This window comes from Mammaliicoccus sp. O-M54 (genome assembly GCF_022386035.1).
Taxonomy (GTDB): Bacteria; Bacillota; Bacilli; order Staphylococcales; family Staphylococcaceae; genus Mammaliicoccus; species Mammaliicoccus sciuri_A.
In genome coordinates, this window is the sequence record NZ_JAJNJE010000006.1 from 149,849 (window position 1) to 166,599 (window position 16,751).

31 protein-coding genes are annotated in these 16,751 nt (G+C 31.8%); 1 reads left to right on the forward strand and 30 read right to left on the reverse strand.

Annotated features, from left to right (window positions below):
- The 25 genes from LQ673_RS11375 to LQ673_RS11495 all read right to left on the reverse strand — a co-directional run bounded on the left by LQ673_RS11375 (position 1) and on the right by LQ673_RS11495 (position 13,233).
- A complete protein-coding gene (locus LQ673_RS11375) occupies positions 1–570 on the reverse strand; it encodes an HK97 family phage prohead protease (RefSeq protein WP_239705769.1) in 570 nt (189 codons plus the stop codon).
- 5 nt (positions 571–575) lie between these two features.
- A complete protein-coding gene (locus LQ673_RS11380) occupies positions 576–1,817 on the reverse strand; it encodes a phage portal protein (protein ID WP_239705768.1) in 1,242 nt (413 codons plus the stop codon).
- Positions 1,818–1,822: 5 nt separating this feature from the next.
- The gene (locus LQ673_RS11385; protein ID WP_239705767.1) at positions 1,823–2,023 is read right to left on the reverse strand and encodes a hypothetical protein; all 201 of its coding nucleotides are present in this window, start codon (positions 2,021–2,023) and stop codon (positions 1,823–1,825) included.
- A gap of 11 nt (positions 2,024–2,034) precedes the next feature.
- Entirely contained in the window at positions 2,035–3,762 is a 1,728-nt protein-coding gene (locus LQ673_RS11390) for a terminase large subunit (protein WP_239705766.1), read from the reverse strand.
- Positions 3,746–4,228, reverse strand: coding sequence for a phage terminase small subunit P27 family (locus LQ673_RS11395; protein ID WP_239705765.1), 483 nt, complete (start codon positions 4,226–4,228; stop codon positions 3,746–3,748). Before LQ673_RS11395 ends, LQ673_RS11390 begins: the two co-directional genes overlap by 17 nt.
- Positions 4,229–4,396: 168 nt before the next feature.
- Complete coding sequence (locus LQ673_RS11400) at positions 4,397–4,756, reverse strand: HNH endonuclease (RefSeq protein ID WP_239745058.1); 360 nt, start codon at positions 4,754–4,756, stop codon at positions 4,397–4,399.
- Between the two features lie 132 nt (positions 4,757–4,888).
- Positions 4,889–5,098, reverse strand: coding sequence for a sigma factor-like helix-turn-helix DNA-binding protein (locus LQ673_RS11405; protein WP_229412506.1), 210 nt, complete (start codon positions 5,096–5,098; stop codon positions 4,889–4,891).
- 226 nt (positions 5,099–5,324) lie between these two features.
- Positions 5,325–5,783, reverse strand: coding sequence for a nucleoside triphosphate pyrophosphohydrolase family protein (locus LQ673_RS11410; RefSeq protein ID WP_239705764.1), 459 nt, complete (start codon positions 5,781–5,783; stop codon positions 5,325–5,327).
- A gap of 5 nt (positions 5,784–5,788) precedes the next feature.
- Positions 5,789–6,430 (reverse strand): hypothetical protein, encoded by a 642-nt coding sequence (locus tag LQ673_RS11415; RefSeq protein WP_239705763.1) that lies wholly within the window; start codon positions 6,428–6,430, stop codon positions 5,789–5,791.
- Positions 6,431–6,589, reverse strand: coding sequence for a hypothetical protein (locus LQ673_RS11420; protein WP_239705762.1), 159 nt, complete (start codon positions 6,587–6,589; stop codon positions 6,431–6,433). It abuts the gene before it with no gap.
- Between the two features lie 5 nt (positions 6,590–6,594).
- Complete coding sequence (locus LQ673_RS11425) at positions 6,595–6,777, reverse strand: hypothetical protein (RefSeq protein ID WP_239705761.1); 183 nt, start codon at positions 6,775–6,777, stop codon at positions 6,595–6,597.
- A 45-nt stretch (positions 6,778–6,822) separates the two neighbouring features.
- The gene (locus LQ673_RS11430) at positions 6,823–7,023 is read right to left on the reverse strand and encodes a hypothetical protein (protein WP_239705760.1); all 201 of its coding nucleotides are present in this window, start codon (positions 7,021–7,023) and stop codon (positions 6,823–6,825) included.
- 70 nt (positions 7,024–7,093) lie between these two features.
- Positions 7,094–7,333, reverse strand: coding sequence for a hypothetical protein (locus tag LQ673_RS11435; protein ID WP_239705759.1), 240 nt, complete (start codon positions 7,331–7,333; stop codon positions 7,094–7,096).
- The gene (locus LQ673_RS11440) at positions 7,330–7,485 is read right to left on the reverse strand and encodes a hypothetical protein (protein ID WP_239705758.1); all 156 of its coding nucleotides are present in this window, start codon (positions 7,483–7,485) and stop codon (positions 7,330–7,332) included. Before LQ673_RS11440 ends, LQ673_RS11435 begins: the two co-directional genes overlap by 4 nt.
- Positions 7,482–7,709: a hypothetical protein gene (locus tag LQ673_RS11445; protein WP_239705757.1), complete on the reverse strand. Its 228-nt coding sequence runs from the start codon at positions 7,707–7,709 to the stop codon at positions 7,482–7,484. The genes LQ673_RS11440 and LQ673_RS11445 overlap by 4 nt, the downstream gene beginning before the upstream one ends.
- Before the next feature lie 12 nt (positions 7,710–7,721).
- Complete coding sequence (locus tag LQ673_RS11450; protein ID WP_239705756.1) at positions 7,722–7,928, reverse strand: hypothetical protein; 207 nt, start codon at positions 7,926–7,928, stop codon at positions 7,722–7,724.
- Positions 7,929–7,931: 3 nt separating this feature from the next.
- Entirely contained in the window at positions 7,932–8,369 is a 438-nt protein-coding gene (locus LQ673_RS11455) for a YopX family protein (RefSeq protein ID WP_239705755.1), read from the reverse strand.
- 21 nt (positions 8,370–8,390) lie between these two features.
- Positions 8,391–8,591, reverse strand: a complete 201-nt coding sequence (locus tag LQ673_RS11460) for a hypothetical protein (protein ID WP_239705754.1) — start codon at positions 8,589–8,591, stop codon at positions 8,391–8,393.
- 73 nt (positions 8,592–8,664) lie between these two features.
- Positions 8,665–9,081, reverse strand: coding sequence for a hypothetical protein (locus LQ673_RS11465; protein ID WP_239705753.1), 417 nt, complete (start codon positions 9,079–9,081; stop codon positions 8,665–8,667).
- The gene (locus LQ673_RS11470) at positions 9,081–9,503 is read right to left on the reverse strand and encodes a RusA family crossover junction endodeoxyribonuclease (protein WP_239705752.1); all 423 of its coding nucleotides are present in this window, start codon (positions 9,501–9,503) and stop codon (positions 9,081–9,083) included. The genes LQ673_RS11465 and LQ673_RS11470 overlap by 1 nt, the downstream gene beginning before the upstream one ends.
- Positions 9,500–10,207: a hypothetical protein gene (locus tag LQ673_RS11475; RefSeq protein ID WP_239705751.1), complete on the reverse strand. Its 708-nt coding sequence runs from the start codon at positions 10,205–10,207 to the stop codon at positions 9,500–9,502. Before LQ673_RS11475 ends, LQ673_RS11470 begins: the two co-directional genes overlap by 4 nt.
- The gene (locus LQ673_RS11480) at positions 10,191–11,111 is read right to left on the reverse strand and encodes a DnaD domain-containing protein (RefSeq protein WP_239705750.1); all 921 of its coding nucleotides are present in this window, start codon (positions 11,109–11,111) and stop codon (positions 10,191–10,193) included. Before LQ673_RS11480 ends, LQ673_RS11475 begins: the two co-directional genes overlap by 17 nt.
- Positions 11,112–11,143: 32 nt before the next feature.
- Positions 11,144–11,626, reverse strand: a complete 483-nt coding sequence (ssb, locus tag LQ673_RS11485) for a single-stranded DNA-binding protein (RefSeq protein ID WP_239705749.1) — start codon at positions 11,624–11,626, stop codon at positions 11,144–11,146.
- Positions 11,627–12,229, reverse strand: coding sequence for an MBL fold metallo-hydrolase (locus LQ673_RS11490; RefSeq protein ID WP_481817031.1), 603 nt, complete (start codon positions 12,227–12,229; stop codon positions 11,627–11,629). It abuts the gene before it with no gap.
- 95 nt (positions 12,230–12,324) lie between these two features.
- Positions 12,325–13,233, reverse strand: a complete 909-nt coding sequence (locus tag LQ673_RS11495; RefSeq protein WP_239705748.1) for a recombinase RecT — start codon at positions 13,231–13,233, stop codon at positions 12,325–12,327.
- A 62-nt stretch (positions 13,234–13,295) separates the two neighbouring features.
- Here LQ673_RS11495 and LQ673_RS11500 point away from each other — a divergent pair, with 62 nt between their 5' ends.
- Positions 13,296–13,523 (forward strand): hypothetical protein, encoded by a 228-nt coding sequence (locus LQ673_RS11500; RefSeq protein WP_239705747.1) that lies wholly within the window; start codon positions 13,296–13,298, stop codon positions 13,521–13,523.
- A 67-nt stretch (positions 13,524–13,590) separates the two neighbouring features.
- Here LQ673_RS11500 and LQ673_RS11505 read toward each other — a convergent pair whose 3' ends face one another.
- The 5 genes from LQ673_RS11505 to LQ673_RS11525 all read right to left on the reverse strand — a co-directional run bounded on the left by LQ673_RS11505 (position 13,591) and on the right by LQ673_RS11525 (position 16,696).
- Positions 13,591–13,926: a hypothetical protein gene (locus LQ673_RS11505; protein ID WP_239705746.1), complete on the reverse strand. Its 336-nt coding sequence runs from the start codon at positions 13,924–13,926 to the stop codon at positions 13,591–13,593.
- Entirely contained in the window at positions 13,923–15,875 is a 1,953-nt protein-coding gene (locus LQ673_RS11510; protein ID WP_239705745.1) for an AAA family ATPase, read from the reverse strand. The genes LQ673_RS11505 and LQ673_RS11510 overlap by 4 nt, the downstream gene beginning before the upstream one ends.
- An 87-nt stretch (positions 15,876–15,962) precedes the next feature.
- The gene (locus tag LQ673_RS11515) at positions 15,963–16,268 is read right to left on the reverse strand and encodes a DUF1108 family protein (RefSeq protein WP_239705744.1); all 306 of its coding nucleotides are present in this window, start codon (positions 16,266–16,268) and stop codon (positions 15,963–15,965) included.
- Positions 16,269–16,448 carry a hypothetical protein gene (locus LQ673_RS11520; protein ID WP_239705743.1) on the reverse strand — a complete coding sequence of 60 codons (180 nt, stop codon included), beginning with the start codon at positions 16,446–16,448 and terminating at the stop codon, positions 16,269–16,271.
- 47 nt (positions 16,449–16,495) lie between these two features.
- On the reverse strand, positions 16,496–16,696 hold the full coding sequence (locus tag LQ673_RS11525; RefSeq protein WP_070369236.1) for a hypothetical protein: 201 nt from the start codon (positions 16,694–16,696) through the stop codon (positions 16,496–16,498).
- Between the last annotated feature and the right edge of the window lie 55 nt (positions 16,697–16,751).

Genomic DNA, 16,751 nt, shown 5'->3' on the forward strand with positions numbered 1-16,751 from the left:
TTATAATAATTCAAGTTCAGTTTTTAATTTTTCTTGTTCGAAATTAAAATTCATTTTTTTAATACTTCTTAAAGCTGGCGCTACATCTGTATCTCTATATGCTGGATAAGTAACGACAGATACATCAGTTAATTCTTTAAATTTTGTTAAAGTACGCTTATATGAACGTATCTCATCATCAAATATCCACTCATCACCGTCATCTTCTAACATAAATCCAAATGAGCATTGGTTAACATTACCAAGTTTAATATTTTCATATATATCTCTTGCTAATGTAGTATTTGGTAATGTACATTCAAACTTCAAACCAATATCGTCGATATCTAACTTTAATGTTCCAGAAGAACTTCTACCAAGTATTTGACTCGGTTCATGATCAACTAAACATCTTACATCATTTAGATTAGTATTATTTAATGCACTAGAAGAAATAGTTTCTTTGAAACCACCTAAATCTTCAGACCAGGTATCGAATTTAAGTGCATAGCCCCCAATAATCATCTTCTCATTATCTTGTTTAGCTCGCACTTCAATGTTGTTCATCGTTCTTTTTTCTTCATCCTTCATCTTTCTCACCCCCCTTCGAAATTAGTTTTATGCTTCTTATCAATTGATTTATTCATTTGATACTCATCAACTTTTTCGATATTCACATGATTCAAATCAACTCTATGCTTTGCTCCAAATCCACCTTCTATAGGTGGCAAACCCCTTGTCTTTCTTACTTCATCGAGGTTCTTGACGCCATCTTCAAGATCTATTTTATCTATTTTTGCCTGCGTTTCTGAGTCAACTACTCTCAAATCAGAAGTATCAAACCTAAAACGTTTGACCAAATCATCTAAATCTGAATTAAAGTAAAATTCTAAGGCTGAACAACTAGCTTTCATATATGGTGCTAATGTTGATAAGTATTCTAAATTTGCATCTGTAATACTAATATTTGTTGGTTCAATACCGAACTTATGAAGTGGGATTCCAAAAACTCCTGCAATTTCTCGTGTTGATGATTTATTGTCACGTATAAGCTTTAGTATTTCTGTATCGACTTCTAACTGATCGAACGACATCGACTCATCCATAACAACGACTTTTCCGGCTTGTTTTGTCCCGCTATATTGTTCATGAAATGATTTTCTGGCTCTATCTCTTGCTGCTTTATTATTAAGTACACCTTTCATTTTTAAAATTCCACCTGCATGTGTACCATTCTTTAAGAAATTACCTAGAAATTGTCTACCGTAATGATCTGTTTCTAAAGTCTTTAATAAGGACTCTAAAAGTGAGATACCTTTAAACCCATCTAATGAATGAAATTTAATATCAACAACATCATAGTAATCTAACTTTATAACATCCTTATGATTTGGTTTATATTCAAAGTAGAGCGTATCATTATCATCTACTTTTAAATTTACTTTTGACGTTTTCATGAATACCAATTTTTTAGGATTAAACTTTGTATCCCTAATGATTCTGAAATATCCATGGCCTGTTAACATAGCATTAGCAAAAACAATAAATTTGAAAAGATATCCATTGTAATAGTCATTTGGTCGTACATTAATCAACTTTTCCAAATAATTATTTTCTTCATGAACACCTTGCTTCCATATTTGAATATCCATTCTTGCTAAGTCGCCTGCTAACATACTTACAGCAGTAAAAATGTCTGTATTTTTTATAGCATCTACCCCGTCATATTCATTTAGTACTGGAGCATCTTCAATTCCTGGAAATATCTTTGTTGCTTTTACTATATCTATTTGTTCCATATCAATTGATCTATTTCTATTACCAATAAAAATCCCCAATCATCTTACCTCCTTTCTGGTCTAGATTCATGGTCAATAATCAATGCAATTAAAATTAATGTTAAGCCTGTCACTACAAGTCCAATTGTTTCATTAAACCTTAAATACATAGCAATATTAACCAAGGTTAAACCTAATAAAAAAAGGATGCCTGTTAAATTGGCAACCATTAACAAAAAGAAGTCTTTAATTTTACTTAAATTCATCGATGCACCTCCTAAAATCCAAATTCATCACTTGCATAAATTTCATCCCAATTTTCTTGGAACTCATGCATTCTCGCTTCTGTCCATGCAATAAGAACTGAGACAATACTATCTATCTTTTCCCTATACATAGATTTATCAACTTTGCAGTTACCTTCTTTGTCGAAAATAAGAACTGCATTATTAACCCCTACATCCAACGCTGGGTTGTTAGCATGTATTATCTTTTCTTGAATTACATCAAGTTGAAAGTCTTTAATAGGTTGAGACATTACTTTGAATGATTGTCCTACTTCTATCAATGGCCATTTAATATCTTTCCGATTTTCTATAGCAGTCAAAAACGTTTCTGAGTGCCAAGGATCGTAACAAAGACCTAAAACATTCAAATTATTTTCGACAACATAATTTATTAAGTATTCAATCACTTGTTCATAATCTATAATCCCATAAACAGAACGTGTTAAAGTCGCAGTGCCACTGTTGACCATTTCCAAATAATCTATTTTGTCGCGTTTTATTTTTGCTTCTATGCCACCTCTAGTACCAACAAAAACGTGAGAATCAACATAATACTTTTTATCTATAGGATAAATAAAACCTATACCTGTTAAATCGTTTAATCTTGATAAATCGACGCCAATATATACATCCCGATTTTTAATATCAGGTGCACTATCAACGCTTATTTTTTCCCAATCTTTTATATTAACTAGTGATGATTCACTATTGGATTGCCAAATATTAAAGTTCTTTGTTTTAATTTTGTGTGTTTCACCTTTATCAATTTGTTCTTGCATATCATCTTTAATAGTTTGTAATGCAACATCATAAAATGATTCCACTTCTAATAAAGGATTTGCTTTAATCCAGTTCTTTTCATCGTCTATTTCTTCGTCGCTATCCATTTCTGCACAATATACAAAATAGTTATCATTTTCAAACTTTCCGTTCATCAAACCTTTGCAATATACATATTCTTTATACATCGGCCCATTCAAATTAAACCCAGCAGTACTAATAATTGCTATTAAACGATTAACTTGTTGAATCATACCAGAACGTAGGACTTCAAACATTGAATCATCTTTAGCTTCGTGATATTCATCGAGAATACCAATGTATGGATCAAAACCATCTAGTTTTTTTGTATCTTTTGATAATGGTTTTAAGATTGAACCGTCACGTTTATTTGCCAACAGGTTTTTAGATTCAGTAATTTTAGTAATGTTGTATACTTTGGCCGATTCTTCTCGTAATGAATTCAATTGTTTCATGCACATTTCCCATACGACCTTAGCTTGGTCTTTTGCATTGGCCGTACAATATATCTGTCTACCTAATTTAGGATTTTCCCCAAAAAGCAATTCATAAAGGTTAATACCGGCAACGATTATAGACTTACCGTTTTTTCTGGCCATACTAATATAAGCACGTTTAAATCGTCTATGTCCTTCATCATTCTGCCAACCATAAATACTACCAACTATAAACTTTTGAAATAATGCTAAAGGATGACGTTCACCTGTTTTAATATCTGGTAGCTTTTCAATGAAATTGATAACATGTAGTGCTTTGTTGGGTTGCCAATTATAGGCTAAATCATCACGTTTTAAATCATTTAAGTGACGTTTGCACGCTTTTTTGACCATCCTAGATGCTAAAATGTCGCCTTTTAGCACTTTTTTTGCATAAAAAGTAACTGGATCAATCAATTTATTGTCAGTTAAAGAAGTCATCCATTGGGTCCTCTACAACTTCGTTTTTCTTTGGTGCGACAATTTTAATTCTGCTGTCTAAACTTATACCAATCATACTAGCTGCTGCTCTCATTTCTCTCGCCACTTCTAGTCTTTTAGATACTGAAGGATTAATTTTAACGTTAATAATTTCCCCTTCATCATTTTTGATGAATATATTATATCCATTTTCTTGTATGTCTTTAGTTAGTTCTAAATAGCTTGAAACTTGTTCGCAATAATGACATATAATCTGTAAATCTAGGTTTGCTATTGGCAAATTTTTCATTAAGGGAACAATACGCTTATATTCTTTTTTGGCCAATTTGCTCAACCAAGTCGGTGGCCGTTCGGGTACTCCCTCAAAGACATTTAAAAGTTCTTCTTCTTGCTTACGTTGTCTGATTTCATCTTTTGTTAAGTTCTTTTTTGTGACATCAGTCGCAACACGTCTTCTTCCAGCCAACCAAACCACCTCCTTTGTAAAATCGGTTTAAAAAAGGGAAAAAGTCCGAAAGAAAGGTCTGCCCCGTTCCGTAGAGATTTCGACAATGCCCCGTCAAAATTGGTGGGGGACTTTTAAAATTTTTGTATTTTATTTTTATTTTTTTACATATTTTTATTTTTATCTTTTTCACATTCCGTACTTTTTTAAATCTTCTTTTGTTTTTTTGTTATGGCATTGATTGCACAATGGCTGTAGATTCTTTTCATCTAATCGTTTCGACCAATTTACTTTTGTTGGGATTATATGGTCTACTACTTCAGCTACTGCACCACAAGATGCACAAATATAATCATTCTTGATTAATACTATTTCTCTTTTATCTAACCATTCTTTGCGTTTATAAAAATTTAAGTATTCAGGATTATTCCTTTGCCTTGCATCATTGTATGCTTTGTTAGTGTATTGCTTATGATCATCACAGTATGTTTGATTGTGTGATATAAGTTTGTTGCATGTTGGATGATTACAACGTCTCATGATACCAATACCAATCACTCCTTCGTTGCATAATAAAAGGACCAACACAATGTGTCAGTCCTTCGTATAATTTTTCTATGTTATTACAATATCACGATTAATCAATAGTTTGTGTAGCATGATTGTTGACAACGTTGACTACTAACTAATGAACTTGATTCTCTTAATACACTCAGCATGTTTCTTTCTAATGTATTGTTCACTGTAACCTAAGTCATATGCAATCTCTTGTAATGTCATACCATCTACATATTTCTTTCTAAGTATCTTGTGTTCTATACCTTGGAAACGGTCCAACAAACTTAATACTCTTTCCTTCTGTTCTTCTAACTTTTTTATCCTCTCATTCAATTCCTCTAACTCCTCCTCAATACGGCTGACCTGTTGTAAGCGAGAATGAAAGTCATGCTTCTTTCCTAAGTCTGCTCGTGCATAACTTATTGAGTGCCACCTCTCCATTTCTTCAATGCATATATCTTTCTTTATCTCTAATGCCTGCTGTTGCATATCCAAGTTCTGGTATAACTCTAGCCACTCGAACAATACATCTCACCACCTTTATTTAAGAAGAAACCATTTACAGTTTCTTTACATCATATACATTAACTTGCTGATCATCATTATCGTTACTAATCAATAATGTATTTCCAATTACATCATCCACAATATATTGGTTATTACTAAATAAAACTTTATCTCCTGGTGAAATGTTCTCTATTCGATTAATACTATGCTTTTGATTAAATCCACCTGGATATCTATTAGATAATTTATTTAAATTATGACCTGCCACTTCATCAAGTGTTACGTCACACATACTAGCGAGTGAAGATAAGTACCAAAGAACATCGCCGAGTTCTTTAACCATTTCGTCTTTGTTTAACTCATGGCCATGGAATATATGTTTCTTTACTATGTCAGCTACTTCTCCTGATTCGCCTGCTAGGCCTAAAGTATAATTAGTTAATGACTCAGCCAAATTAGAATCAGTGTTATGTGTTCTTAACGCTATCTCTTGATACTTATTAAGCTCCATTATTGTCACCTCTTAAACCTATTTTTAATATTTCTTCTAAACTTTTTGATTCTACTTTCTCTTTTAATTTTGAATTTCTTTCTAAACTCTTCTTCAAATTTATCAAGATAAATTTCATATTGTGTAACCTTATGTTTATATGCGTCAGTTATGATATTGCTCCATATTAAATTTTCATAATTATTCATATAATTATTAACCATGGACCTTAAATATGAAATGTCACTCTCAAATTCATTTACCATTACAATTGTTTCGACTACAAATTCATATTCAAAAAAGACTTGATTGGCACTAAAAAAGTTATTGAATTCATATTTTGCATTCTCCATTTTTTCTATATGTCTATATAAATTCATTACTTTTCTATAATTATCATTGTTAATGTATAAATTTCTTTGTTTTTTGTCTATATTATTTAATACATCATCATAAATATTCTGAAAGGTGTCTTTCTGCGAAAAAGGTGTTCTATGATGCCCAATCATAAACTTCACTTTTCCAAAAGCATCCGAATAAATAGGGTAGAGTTTCTCTAAATTAAAATTAATTACATTAATTCTGGTATCTATACCAAGCCTTACTATTTCTTTAACTGTGTATAAAAAAACTCCTGTAGATAATGCGTACCAAATATTGTTTTCCATTCAAGCTTCACCTCTAATTAAATTTCTAACAAATGAGTCTATCATTTTATAAGCACCAAATGCAGCAAATGCAAATAGTAATGTGTCATTAACATTTAAAATAATAAAACCAATCATTAACGAAATTATAAACAATAATACATCTAAAAGGAACTTCACTATGATCACCTCTTATCCCTCATTAATAATTCAGCTTTAGACTTAATAACATTTAATTCTTTATCTATTACATCCTCAAAGTTTTGGCCATATGCTTTGTTAGATAAAATGAAATATTCATTGATCAGCCATTTAATAAGTTCATCTTTATTTTTAATATGCTTCATTTGTTCTTCTACTGACGGCATCTTTTAACCTCCAAATTCATTACTTTTCTAACTATAAAACTATGCTTATATTGTTTCATCTTGTTCATTCATAGATGGTATTAACATACTTGCTTGTTTTGTATGCTCAAAAATTAAATTCCAATCGTCTTTATTTAAGTCATCACCATACTGATCGTTTATATTAAATAGCCTTTGAAACACTTGATTAATATCTTTCAACACTAAGCCATCTATGAATATTCTGGATTTAATTCTTTCATCCATATCATTCACTCCTTAACTGCATTTATCACTAACGCAATGACTACAACTGCGAATAGTATTAATCCGAATGTCAATGTCTACCAACTCCTGTGAACCACGGCTCATTATCTTTATATGCTTGTGTGTCTTCATAATAGATTGGTGCCACATAATTTTTATCATAATGCTTGTAGTAATCATCAAACTTTTTAATTTCAAACATATCACTCGTAGCACCATAATAGATTTCCCATTGTTTCATATCTTCCACATGCCATTTATCTCCCACTGCTATTGGGTCATTGTTAAAAATCAATACGTATTTAGTCATTTATACACCTCATAATCTAAAGGTGCTGACATATCACTTGCGTAACTTTCGACGTCTATACTATCTTGCACGCTCGCATACTTATATGATCGTTTGATAAATGTGTATAGTGCTATAAGCGATATTGTTAATGTGATTAGGTATAGTTTCATTTTGTGTCCTCCGTTTCACTTACAAAAATTGTGTTAGTTTTAGTAAAAGCCTTTGTTGGTATAAGAAACGCTGGTGCTTTAACAACTTTCCCACTTTGTAATGTTACGGGTATACCGTCTGGATAATTCTCTAACTCATCATTCAATTCCTCGACTAAATTCATTGGTATTCCCATTTGTTCTTGACCTTCATCAGTTATTGCTATCACAGTTAAATATTTCATTGTGTGTCCTCCTTATTGGTTAGGTAAGCCATAACTCATACATTCGTTGTATAAATCATCTTCTGTAATGTATTGAATGAGTTCCTCTATGACTACATTAATTTGTCTTTTAGTCATGTTTTCTAGTTCTTGTTTAGTATAATCAGGACTATCAATTTTCTTTTGTAACCCTAATGCGTAGTTTACTTGTCTAGTTGTAGCCCATTTGCTATTAACCATATGTTAGTCCTCCCCTAGTAAGTGTGGGTGTTCAAATTTGTTGCCAATGATTTCGACATCAGTATTCCCTTGTTCATTAACGACTAGTTTCCAACTTTGACCATTTTGCCATGCAGGATACATTAGCCAATATCCATCAATACGTCTTTTCACAACGCCAATTGCTTTATATCCCTCCGACATAGCTGTAACAATATCCCCCTCATAAATTTCCTTACAGTTCTTGTCGAATAGTCCAGTAAACTCTATTACTTCATAACGTCCTCTAAACATACTTTCGTGTATAGTCACGAATTTGCCTTCTTCATCAAATGTCCTTATTGATAAGTCTCCGTTTAACTCGATTTGTATATCATGCAACTCTTTTTTGTAAGCTTTGAAAGTTGGTTTATACCATTTTTGTTCTTCTATATCCCATACTCTAAACTTTGGTCTATTCATCTTCCCAACACTTCCTTTACCTTATCTCGGTCTATTTGTTTCAATCTGATTCATATTGACCCATATTACTTCTAATGCGTAATATTCAGCCTCTAATTGTTTTATGAAACTTATATCTGCTTCGTCATATTTAGCATGTTCAAGTTTATCCTGTACATAAGCCCTAGCATTAGCTACATGTTCATGAATTCTTTTAAAATTCTTAGTATAATAATCTTCCATACCTATTCACTTCCTATTCAGTATTTCTCGTACCTTATCTACAATATCTGGCTGACTTTCGCCACCCTTTTTATTAATCGATTTCTTCGTTTGATAATTCTTCAACTTTGTCATCTGCTCCATCAAATAATGTTTCATTTTCTGCTTGCTCTTGTTCTTCTTGCTGTTCTTGTTCTTCTTCTTTATCAACATCTTCTAATGTTAATTGATCTGGATTTTCCGCTTCATCCTTAAATAGTTCTTGTCTTATGTACTCAACTCTTTGATATTGTTGAGTAATAAAACCATTTGGAACATTATCTCCAGAAACTTTAAATTTAGTACCTGCTTTACTTGCTGTACATACAATTGTTGCTTCGTATGCGAAAAACTCTATTGACCAAGTCACATGTTTGTCAGTAGCGTTAAATTGTTTTCTTACTACTCCATCTTGTTCATTTTCTCCAAAAGTCTTTTTAATTAGTTCATCTGCAAATTGAATATTTCTCATTATAATTCCTCCACTTTCACTTTTATTTTTGGTACTTCTGCGTATCTTTTAGCACAATGTAATTCAACGACTAATGCATCATCAGTCCATATCTTTTCATTTGCTGCATCCATAAATGTTTTAACCAAATTATCGATGTCAGGTTTATTCTTTTTAAATGCATGTATCATTCTTTTAATTAATGATTTTGACCATGACTTGTTCATTGGAAATTCAAACAGTAAAGTTAACTTGATTGCATCATCGATATTTAGTTCTGGCATTTGTTCTTTTATAAATTGTTTGTGTTTTACGTAATTAGTTGGCATGTATGTTTGAATAAACTTTCCAACGTTCCTAAATCTTGGTCTAGGAGATGCCATAGGTTTATCTAAGTGTTTTACATCTTTTTTGAACAGTATTGTAAATGAATGAACCGTCATGATACTTCATTTACTTTCTGGTAATATAGCAACGCATGTGCTTTATAAAACGCTAGTTCCTTTTGTATTTGATCTATATTCACTTCTGATTGTCTTGTGTCTCTTTCACTAAGCATCGCCATTTTATTTTGATATTCTTTGATTGCCTCACGATATTTCTTGGCTTCTGCCAAAATATTATTAGATTCCTTAACTAATTCCTCTAACTGCTTTTTGTATGACACTTTGTCTTCGTTAATCTTCTGATAATCACGTGACAGCTTTTCATACTCATTTCTCAGTTCCGTCTTTTCATCACTAATCACTTTAATTTCGTCTTCAAGCAAATTAATACGACCATGTAATTGATTCTTTTCAGATGTTAGCTGATTTATTTTTTTATTAAGTGACTTATTTTCTTTCTCTAAAACCATTTTTCTAGCAATAGCAACCTTTGTTGTTGACTCATCATTTTGTTGATCATTTACTATCTTCTCTGGTTCTATAGTTTTTGTAGTTAATTTAGTATTAGTTGTTTTATTTTCATTTTCTTTAACTTCCGACTCTTCTTTTAATTTTTTAAATGCTTTATGATGTTCTGATCTAAAACTATAAACTGCTCCAGGTGTTACACCAATTTCTTCAGCAACAGCTTTAACTGATTTTAATTCTTGTAGTAAATCAAATACTTCTCCTATAGTTTTACCTTTAAGTAGTACGCCCAAATTCTTCACTCCATTCCATTATTTCTTTTTCCATTTGTTTTTTCTTTTCTTCAAATTCTGGTTCATTTATATTTACTTCATTTTGACTATCTTGATTATTTTGTTTTTGCCTTAATAACCATTCAGGTGTTTTCTCTTTTGATTGAAGGTTATTATTCTGTCCACTTCTACTTTTGAAGTTGGCCAACTTTTGTTGTTCATATGCCCGTATTTCACTTATAGATTTGAGATTAGACTTTAACCAATCTTTTAAAATGGCTTTAGCATATCCCCAATTAACTTTATTTCTATCAAGTGCTAACTTTAATGCTGCAGTTACTATTTCATCTGAATCGTTCTCAAAGCTTTCTAAGTAATAAGTGATATCTTGTGCAGTGTATTGATTAATAATTCCGAATCCTGATTCTTGATAAAAGTCGTAGACGCTCGGCGTCTTCTTATTCTCCTTATTATCATTATTTTCATTATTCTCCTTATTATCATTATTGTTTGTTTTTTTCTGTGTCTTTTCTCTGTCTTTTCTGTGTTCTTTCTCTGTCTTTTCACTGTCTTTTCTGTGTCTTTTTTCTAAATTCACATTTTGGTAAACGTCATAATTGACAATGGTTACAAGCGTTTTTTTGGTGTCTTTTTTTACGACTATCATTTTGTCTTCTTCTAATAGCCTTAAAAACGAATCAACTTTAGTTAATGACCATTTCCATCTATCACCTAGTTTTCGGAGTGAAGTAATACGTTGACCTCTTTTCACAGTGATTAACTTACCGTCCATAACTGTTTTATTATCTTTATGGTTAACCATTAGAAGTAAATCAATCCATGCTTCGAATTTAGAGAACTTTCTTTCTTCTTCATACAACCAATGATTCTCAATCGATCTATGCAAGCTAATCCAACCACCCATAACTCCACACCTCACTTTCAAAACTGGTTAAATTAAAATGGCAAATCATCATCGTTTATTTCAATTGGGCCATTAGCGTTTGTAAATGGATTATTTCTATTAGTTTGACTAACATTTTGATTAGTTGTTGTATTTTGGCCACGCTGTGCGCTACCTTCTTGACTAGCACTGTTAGTAGATTTCTCTTTATTTAAAAATAGAATTTGTGAATTAACTTTGGTTACTTTTAATTGCATTCCGTAATTCATGGTGCCATCTTGACGTTCAAAGTTATTATTTTGCAACTCACCTTCAACGCCTATCAAGTAACCTTTCTTGGCGTAGTTGTTTATAAATTCGGCCGTTTTATTGAATGCGATACAACTAATAAAGTCACTCTCATATTCATCTTGATTATTTTTAAACTTTCTTTGAACTGCAATATCAAATGGTAAAATCATTGTTCCATTTGCAGACACCCTTATCTCTAAGTCTTTTGTGATTCGGCCAATAAACTTACAATCATTATTATCCATTTATAAACCTCCGATATAGACAGGCACACCACTAACTTCTTGCACCTGCTGTTTGATTAATTGCGCATCAGAATTAGTACTACTTAGATGTATCAAGTGAATCTGTTGAAGCTGAGATAAACCATTAATCTTAAGTAGTCTTAATGCATATTCCAAACTAAAATGCGACTCCATTATTCTGTTGGCCAACCCTTGATGAACGCGTCCGTGTTGAACGTTTTCTTGCATTTTTTCATAAATATAATTCACTTCTAACATCATGTGCGTTAGTCCTTTAAATCTATATTTGCAATATTTTGTGTCAGTAAGGTATAAGACCTTATAACCCTCAGAACTTTTTAGTAAAAAGCCGACTGGTTCTGCTGCATCATGTTCAATTTCAAAAGGTAATATAGACCATGTACCGATTGTTATTGAACGTTTAGCTTTTAATATATTTAGTCTATGACTTTGTATTTTCTTTGCTTTCTTTGTGCCCCTGGTCATATAACAATTGATTCCATTTTTTAAATACTGGTCTGTATATTTAGCATGATCACCATGTTCATGTGTGATAAGACAACCTGCAATGTCTCTAGTTCTGTATTGAAGTGCTTTTTGCACTTTTTCAAACTTTACGCCCGCTTCTAATAACAGAGTGGTTCTGCCATCTGTAATACGATAGCAGTTACCACTTGAACCAGTTGCAATAACATCTATTAAAATGGTTCTTCATCCTCTGCGGTTTGATGTGCAGGTTCTTCTTTTATATCTTCAACTTCTTCAAAATCAGTGACATCTGTTACATCTCGATTTGCCACTTCTTCGAATTCTAATAATTCTTTATTAGCATTAACTTCTTCCTCAGCATCTAAAATCTCTTTACGTTGTCTGTTATCTCTATTTTTCACTTCACTAGATAATAGACTGCTATCATCAGAACTGTTTAATAATTTCTTACATGCTCTGTTGATTACAGTTTTTTTGGCCATTTCTTGTGGGAATCTTCTATGCGTCCCGTCTTCTTTGAACTTGCCGTCGTACACCATCTGAGATTGTTTCCATGCTTCTTCAATTTCTTCGAAGTTCATTATCTCTGTATAGTTTTTGCTTTCATCGTCAAATACTACAGTGGCATATGCACCAATGATTTTTTTACTATCTCTGTTTCCGAATGATTGAGAATGTTCTAAATCGATGATTTTACCGTTTTTAGTTTTATATTTAACTTCATCACCCTCAAAGATAACCTCTGCATTTATTTCTTTGGCGCCAGTAACACGTCTTGTTACTGCCATTGTTCCAAGATATGAGCGTTGGAATTGGACTTTATCACCGTACATGATGAAATATCCCTGATTCTTAGCTGGATTTAGCCCTTGCACGACCATATCCATTAACGCATTGGCTATGCTGTTTGGATTAGCAAATTCTAATGCTGGTTTATAACCGTCTTTCTTAGATCCTTTTAAATCTTGTAATGTTAACATTGCTGATTTCATTGCATTTTCGGGTGAATAATTTTTTGGAAACTTTAAATCACCCTGTGTTTCTAAACTTTTAACACGTGCTAATACGCTATCTCCCATTTTTTGATTTTTTACTAATAATTCATTTTTATTTGTCATATATACTAACTCCTTTTATTGTGTATAATTAAATTAATTTCATATGAAAGTGTGGTGACAACATGACTGAAGAACAATTTCAAAATTTATACGATGCAAAATCTGATTTTGTAGATGATTTAGTTTTTAATGATGATGAATTCCTTAATACTCTCTATGAGAGTACTGTTTCTAACTTTCCAAATTTAACTGATAATGAGCTGCGAATCATGACTCAGATGAAAGCTAGGGACGTTACAACACGTTTGCTTATCCAAGAACTTTTTAAAGCTATACTAGTGGATGAATAGCACTTGGTATAACACTCTTAGTCAGTAGCTAATAATATGGTTAAGAGTGTTTGTTTTTTATACTGTTTCAATAAATCTCAGAAACGTCTTTAATTAATTGAATATCTTCTTTGCTTACTTCATATATGCAATTCATTCTTGTTGCTACCAGGTATACATCAATTGAATTTGTTTCTATTTCAACCATTTCTTTAATATAGTCATTCTTGTTAAGTTCATATGCGGCTGATTGTTTTAATTTATATCGATAACCTGCAATAAATCCCTTATCAACACAGTCAACTTTCTTTCTAACAACAACATATTGTTCGTTATCGTCATTAACTTCTGATATAAGAGGATAACTATTCGTCTTCTTCCAACGTTTGTTAATCTGTACATAATCACCTAACTCATATTTCATTTAGCTGCCTCCATTCTCAATATTTCATCTTCTTTGCTTACAACTAATCTAATTTGTTGTAATTTTGTCGGTAAGATATCAATTACAGATTCAGCATTATCAATAAAGATAGGTGCGTTAATTTTGTAGTGATCACACAACGTATTAATGATGTCTAGTCCTGCATTAAGCTTTTTAGCACTATTTAATCCCCTGTGATACTCAATGCCGTTTACAGTAGTTTCACACGTTTCTTTAACTTCTCCGTCTACTTGTGTATAGAACAATTTGAAGGTCACATATTTAAACTTGCGATTGATGTTATCTGTTAACTTATTGATTTTTGTAATCGTGAATTTATTCAATTTGTAAAGTTGGCCAGAATAAATTTCTTTCTCGTCTAATAACTCATCTTCTTTATTCCTTAATTCTTCAATACGCTTTTCGATATTCTCATTAGATGCAGCAATAGACTTCAATTTATCTAAATGTTCTTTTTCCGCATTCAATTCATTTAACTGTGAATCTAATTCATCAAGTTGATCATCTACTTCTTCTTGAATGTTCATACGTTTTTTATTGAGTTCCTCAATATCGCTTTCAACTAACTGATACTCTTTTGATTTTGTAACGTCAGTGATTTGTGATTTCAGGCTATCGATTTTGCTTTTGATTCTTTTAGACTTCTCTGTAGCTTCATCTATTATTTTTTGATGTTTATTATTTTCTTCGTCTAGTGCATCAATGATTGGTTTAATCTTCTTACCGTCTGCCAATACTCGTTCAATTGACTCTGTAATAACTTCTTGTTCATGTGATTTTTCTTTGTTGAATTTTTTAAGTGCATTTTCTCTTGCCTCTTCCACTTTTTCTGTTGGCAACTCTTGACCACAACATGAACAAACTTTTTCATCTACATATTCAAACTTGTGATTTTTGGCCATTTCTAAATCAGACTTTAATCTTTTATGCTCTGCTAAAAGTTCTTTTCTTTTACCTTCTTCATAATGAATCTGAGTTTGGTTATTCTTCATTTTTGATTTGTAATTCAAAATAGTACTTTCTTCTGCGTTAAACTCATTCATCAGTGAATGTATTCTTGATTCAGTATTAGATGAGTGGTCTCTTTTGATACGTTCTAATTCTGATTGTTTATCTTTAACTCGATTGCGTAATTCAATTTCAGCACTTCCATTTTGTAATTCATATCTCTTATTTACTAATGATTGAATATTCTCTTCAAGCTGCTTGTAATCAGATTCGTTCAATTGTTCTACTTCAACCAATGAATGTGATGCTTCATTGATACGTGTTGGTATATCTTTAATTTGTTGATTAATTTGCTTAATCTTATCTGCAATGATTTTCTTCTTAGTTTCGATATCGTGTTCAGTTAGTAACTCTTTTAATCCTTCTAGTTCTGGATCACTTGAAATAACATCTTCATCTGAAATATCATCAGCAATTTCGAATAATAAATTACGACGTACTTTCCAATCTAATTGATTGAAAGCACCAGGGTTTGTAATAAGCTTGAACACATCTTCATCTATAATCTCAGCAACCCTGTTTTTAAAATCAGTAACCTTTACTTTTTCATCATTTATATATTGATACTTCGTTCTACTTCGGTTGTATTCTTTACGATTTGTTTTCTGGTTCGTTGAATACTTAGGGTGTGATTCCTTCTTAAGTGTTAGTAATCCATCATCAATCTCAAATTCAGCTATAACTGTAGGGATTAACTCATACTGTTCTTCGCCTTTTTCATTTTCTGGTACTGGGTTAAATGATTTTGTTGAACCATCTAATCCTTTATCAAATAGCAACCATTGTAATGCTGTAGCCGTTGTTGTTTTACCTGTACCATTTTGGCCATAAATATCTGCATCTTGGCCATTAAATTCAAAAGTTTGATTTTCAAAGCCTGCAAAATTCTCCATTACTAATTTGTTTAATTTTAATTGCATTGCTTAATGTCCTCCTCCGTGTTATTCTGTACGTGTATTTTTATTTGAAATTGTGCCTTTTCCAATTGCCGTTGGATTAGGCTTTTTTTAATATCGTGCCTTAATTTTAAAATCATAGGGTTTGTTACTGCCCTTTAGTATTTCGACCATTAGTGCGTCTACTTCGCTTGTGTTGTCGTCAATCCAACTTAAAATTGAATCATTCAATTCTTCAAAAGCAGCTTCAACAGAATCCTCAATATATATTTCTGTTGCATATACTTCTTCATGATTTAAACTAAAAACTCTAACTAATATGATTTCTTCGTTAATGACCTCATAACGATGCAAAAATTTGAATCCATAGTGATACTCAGTTCTAATAATTTGTGATCCTGTTTTAAAATATGACAATTACATTTCCTCCTGTTCTAAAAATATTTGATCAGCCATTTCAAATCCTGCTACCGTCACTATCCAAAATAGAAACGAATGCTCAATAGGTGTTGTACTAAACGACGATATAATAAAAAATTCAATTACTATTGCTAACGTTAAAGCTGGGTACTTCATGATGTTCCATGCTATATTCATTTGTTTTCCTCTCCTATCCGAGTATGCTCCCCAAGTCTCCAATTTGTTTAAGCATCATACTCGTACATTATTTGTATACATATATCTTTTGCTTTGTCAGATGGCCACCAGGATTTTCTGTTTGTTTTTTTAATCTCAATTGCTTTCATCCGACTATCTTTCACGATGTGATTTCTAAAGAATTTCTCTCCAATGCACATTCGTTCTTTAATTTCTTCTGCATCAACTAGCCAGTCTCCTTTCGGCATGAAAGATCACATCCTCTTTTATTTTTCTTTTGGTATAATTTAGTTATCCCTATGT

Excerpts from the sequence above, each read along its gene's own strand:
- LQ673_RS11375 (WP_239705769.1), bottom strand. The coding sequence starts at position 570 with ATGAAGGATGAAGAAAAAAGAACGATGAACAACATTGAAGTGCGAGCT.
- LQ673_RS11385 (WP_239705767.1), bottom strand. The coding sequence starts at position 2,023 with ATGAATTTAAGTAAAATTAAAGACTTCTTTTTGTTAATGGTTGCCAAT.
- LQ673_RS11390 (WP_239705766.1), bottom strand. The coding sequence starts at position 3,762 with ATGACTTCTTTAACTGACAATAAATTGATTGATCCAGTTACTTTTTAT.
- LQ673_RS11410 (WP_239705764.1), bottom strand. The coding sequence starts at position 5,783 with ATGGAGCTTAATAAGTATCAAGAGATAGCGTTAAGAACACATAACACT.
- LQ673_RS11415 (WP_239705763.1), bottom strand. The coding sequence starts at position 6,430 with ATGGAAAACAATATTTGGTACGCATTATCTACAGGAGTTTTTTTATAC.
- LQ673_RS11425 (WP_239705761.1), bottom strand. The coding sequence starts at position 6,777 with ATGCCGTCAGTAGAAGAACAAATGAAGCATATTAAAAATAAAGATGAA.
- LQ673_RS11430 (WP_239705760.1), bottom strand. The coding sequence starts at position 7,023 with ATGGATGAAAGAATTAAATCCAGAATATTCATAGATGGCTTAGTGTTG.
- LQ673_RS11435 (WP_239705759.1), bottom strand. The coding sequence starts at position 7,333 with ATGACTAAATACGTATTGATTTTTAACAATGACCCAATAGCAGTGGGA.
- LQ673_RS11440 (WP_239705758.1), bottom strand. The coding sequence starts at position 7,485 with ATGAAACTATACCTAATCACATTAACAATATCGCTTATAGCACTATAC.
- LQ673_RS11445 (WP_239705757.1), bottom strand. The coding sequence starts at position 7,709 with ATGAAATATTTAACTGTGATAGCAATAACTGATGAAGGTCAAGAACAA.
- LQ673_RS11450 (WP_239705756.1), bottom strand. The coding sequence starts at position 7,928 with ATGGTTAATAGCAAATGGGCTACAACTAGACAAGTAAACTACGCATTA.
- LQ673_RS11455 (WP_239705755.1), bottom strand. The coding sequence starts at position 8,369 with ATGAATAGACCAAAGTTTAGAGTATGGGATATAGAAGAACAAAAATGG.
- LQ673_RS11460 (WP_239705754.1), bottom strand. The coding sequence starts at position 8,591 with ATGGAAGATTATTATACTAAGAATTTTAAAAGAATTCATGAACATGTA.
- LQ673_RS11465 (WP_239705753.1), bottom strand. The coding sequence starts at position 9,081 with ATGAGAAATATTCAATTTGCAGATGAACTAATTAAAAAGACTTTTGGA.
- LQ673_RS11470 (WP_239705752.1), bottom strand. The coding sequence starts at position 9,503 with ATGACGGTTCATTCATTTACAATACTGTTCAAAAAAGATGTAAAACAC.
- LQ673_RS11480 (WP_239705750.1), bottom strand. The coding sequence starts at position 11,111 with ATGGGTGGTTGGATTAGCTTGCATAGATCGATTGAGAATCATTGGTTG.
- ssb (WP_239705749.1), bottom strand. The coding sequence starts at position 11,626 with ATGGATAATAATGATTGTAAGTTTATTGGCCGAATCACAAAAGACTTA.
- LQ673_RS11495 (WP_239705748.1), bottom strand. The coding sequence starts at position 13,233 with ATGACAAATAAAAATGAATTATTAGTAAAAAATCAAAAAATGGGAGAT.
- LQ673_RS11500 (WP_239705747.1), top strand. The coding sequence starts at position 13,296 with ATGACTGAAGAACAATTTCAAAATTTATACGATGCAAAATCTGATTTT.
- LQ673_RS11505 (WP_239705746.1), bottom strand. The coding sequence starts at position 13,926 with ATGAAATATGAGTTAGGTGATTATGTACAGATTAACAAACGTTGGAAG.
- LQ673_RS11510 (WP_239705745.1), bottom strand. The coding sequence starts at position 15,875 with ATGCAATTAAAATTAAACAAATTAGTAATGGAGAATTTTGCAGGCTTT.
- LQ673_RS11520 (WP_239705743.1), bottom strand. The coding sequence starts at position 16,448 with ATGAATATAGCATGGAACATCATGAAGTACCCAGCTTTAACGTTAGCA.
- LQ673_RS11525 (WP_070369236.1), bottom strand. The coding sequence starts at position 16,696 with ATGCCGAAAGGAGACTGGCTAGTTGATGCAGAAGAAATTAAAGAACGA.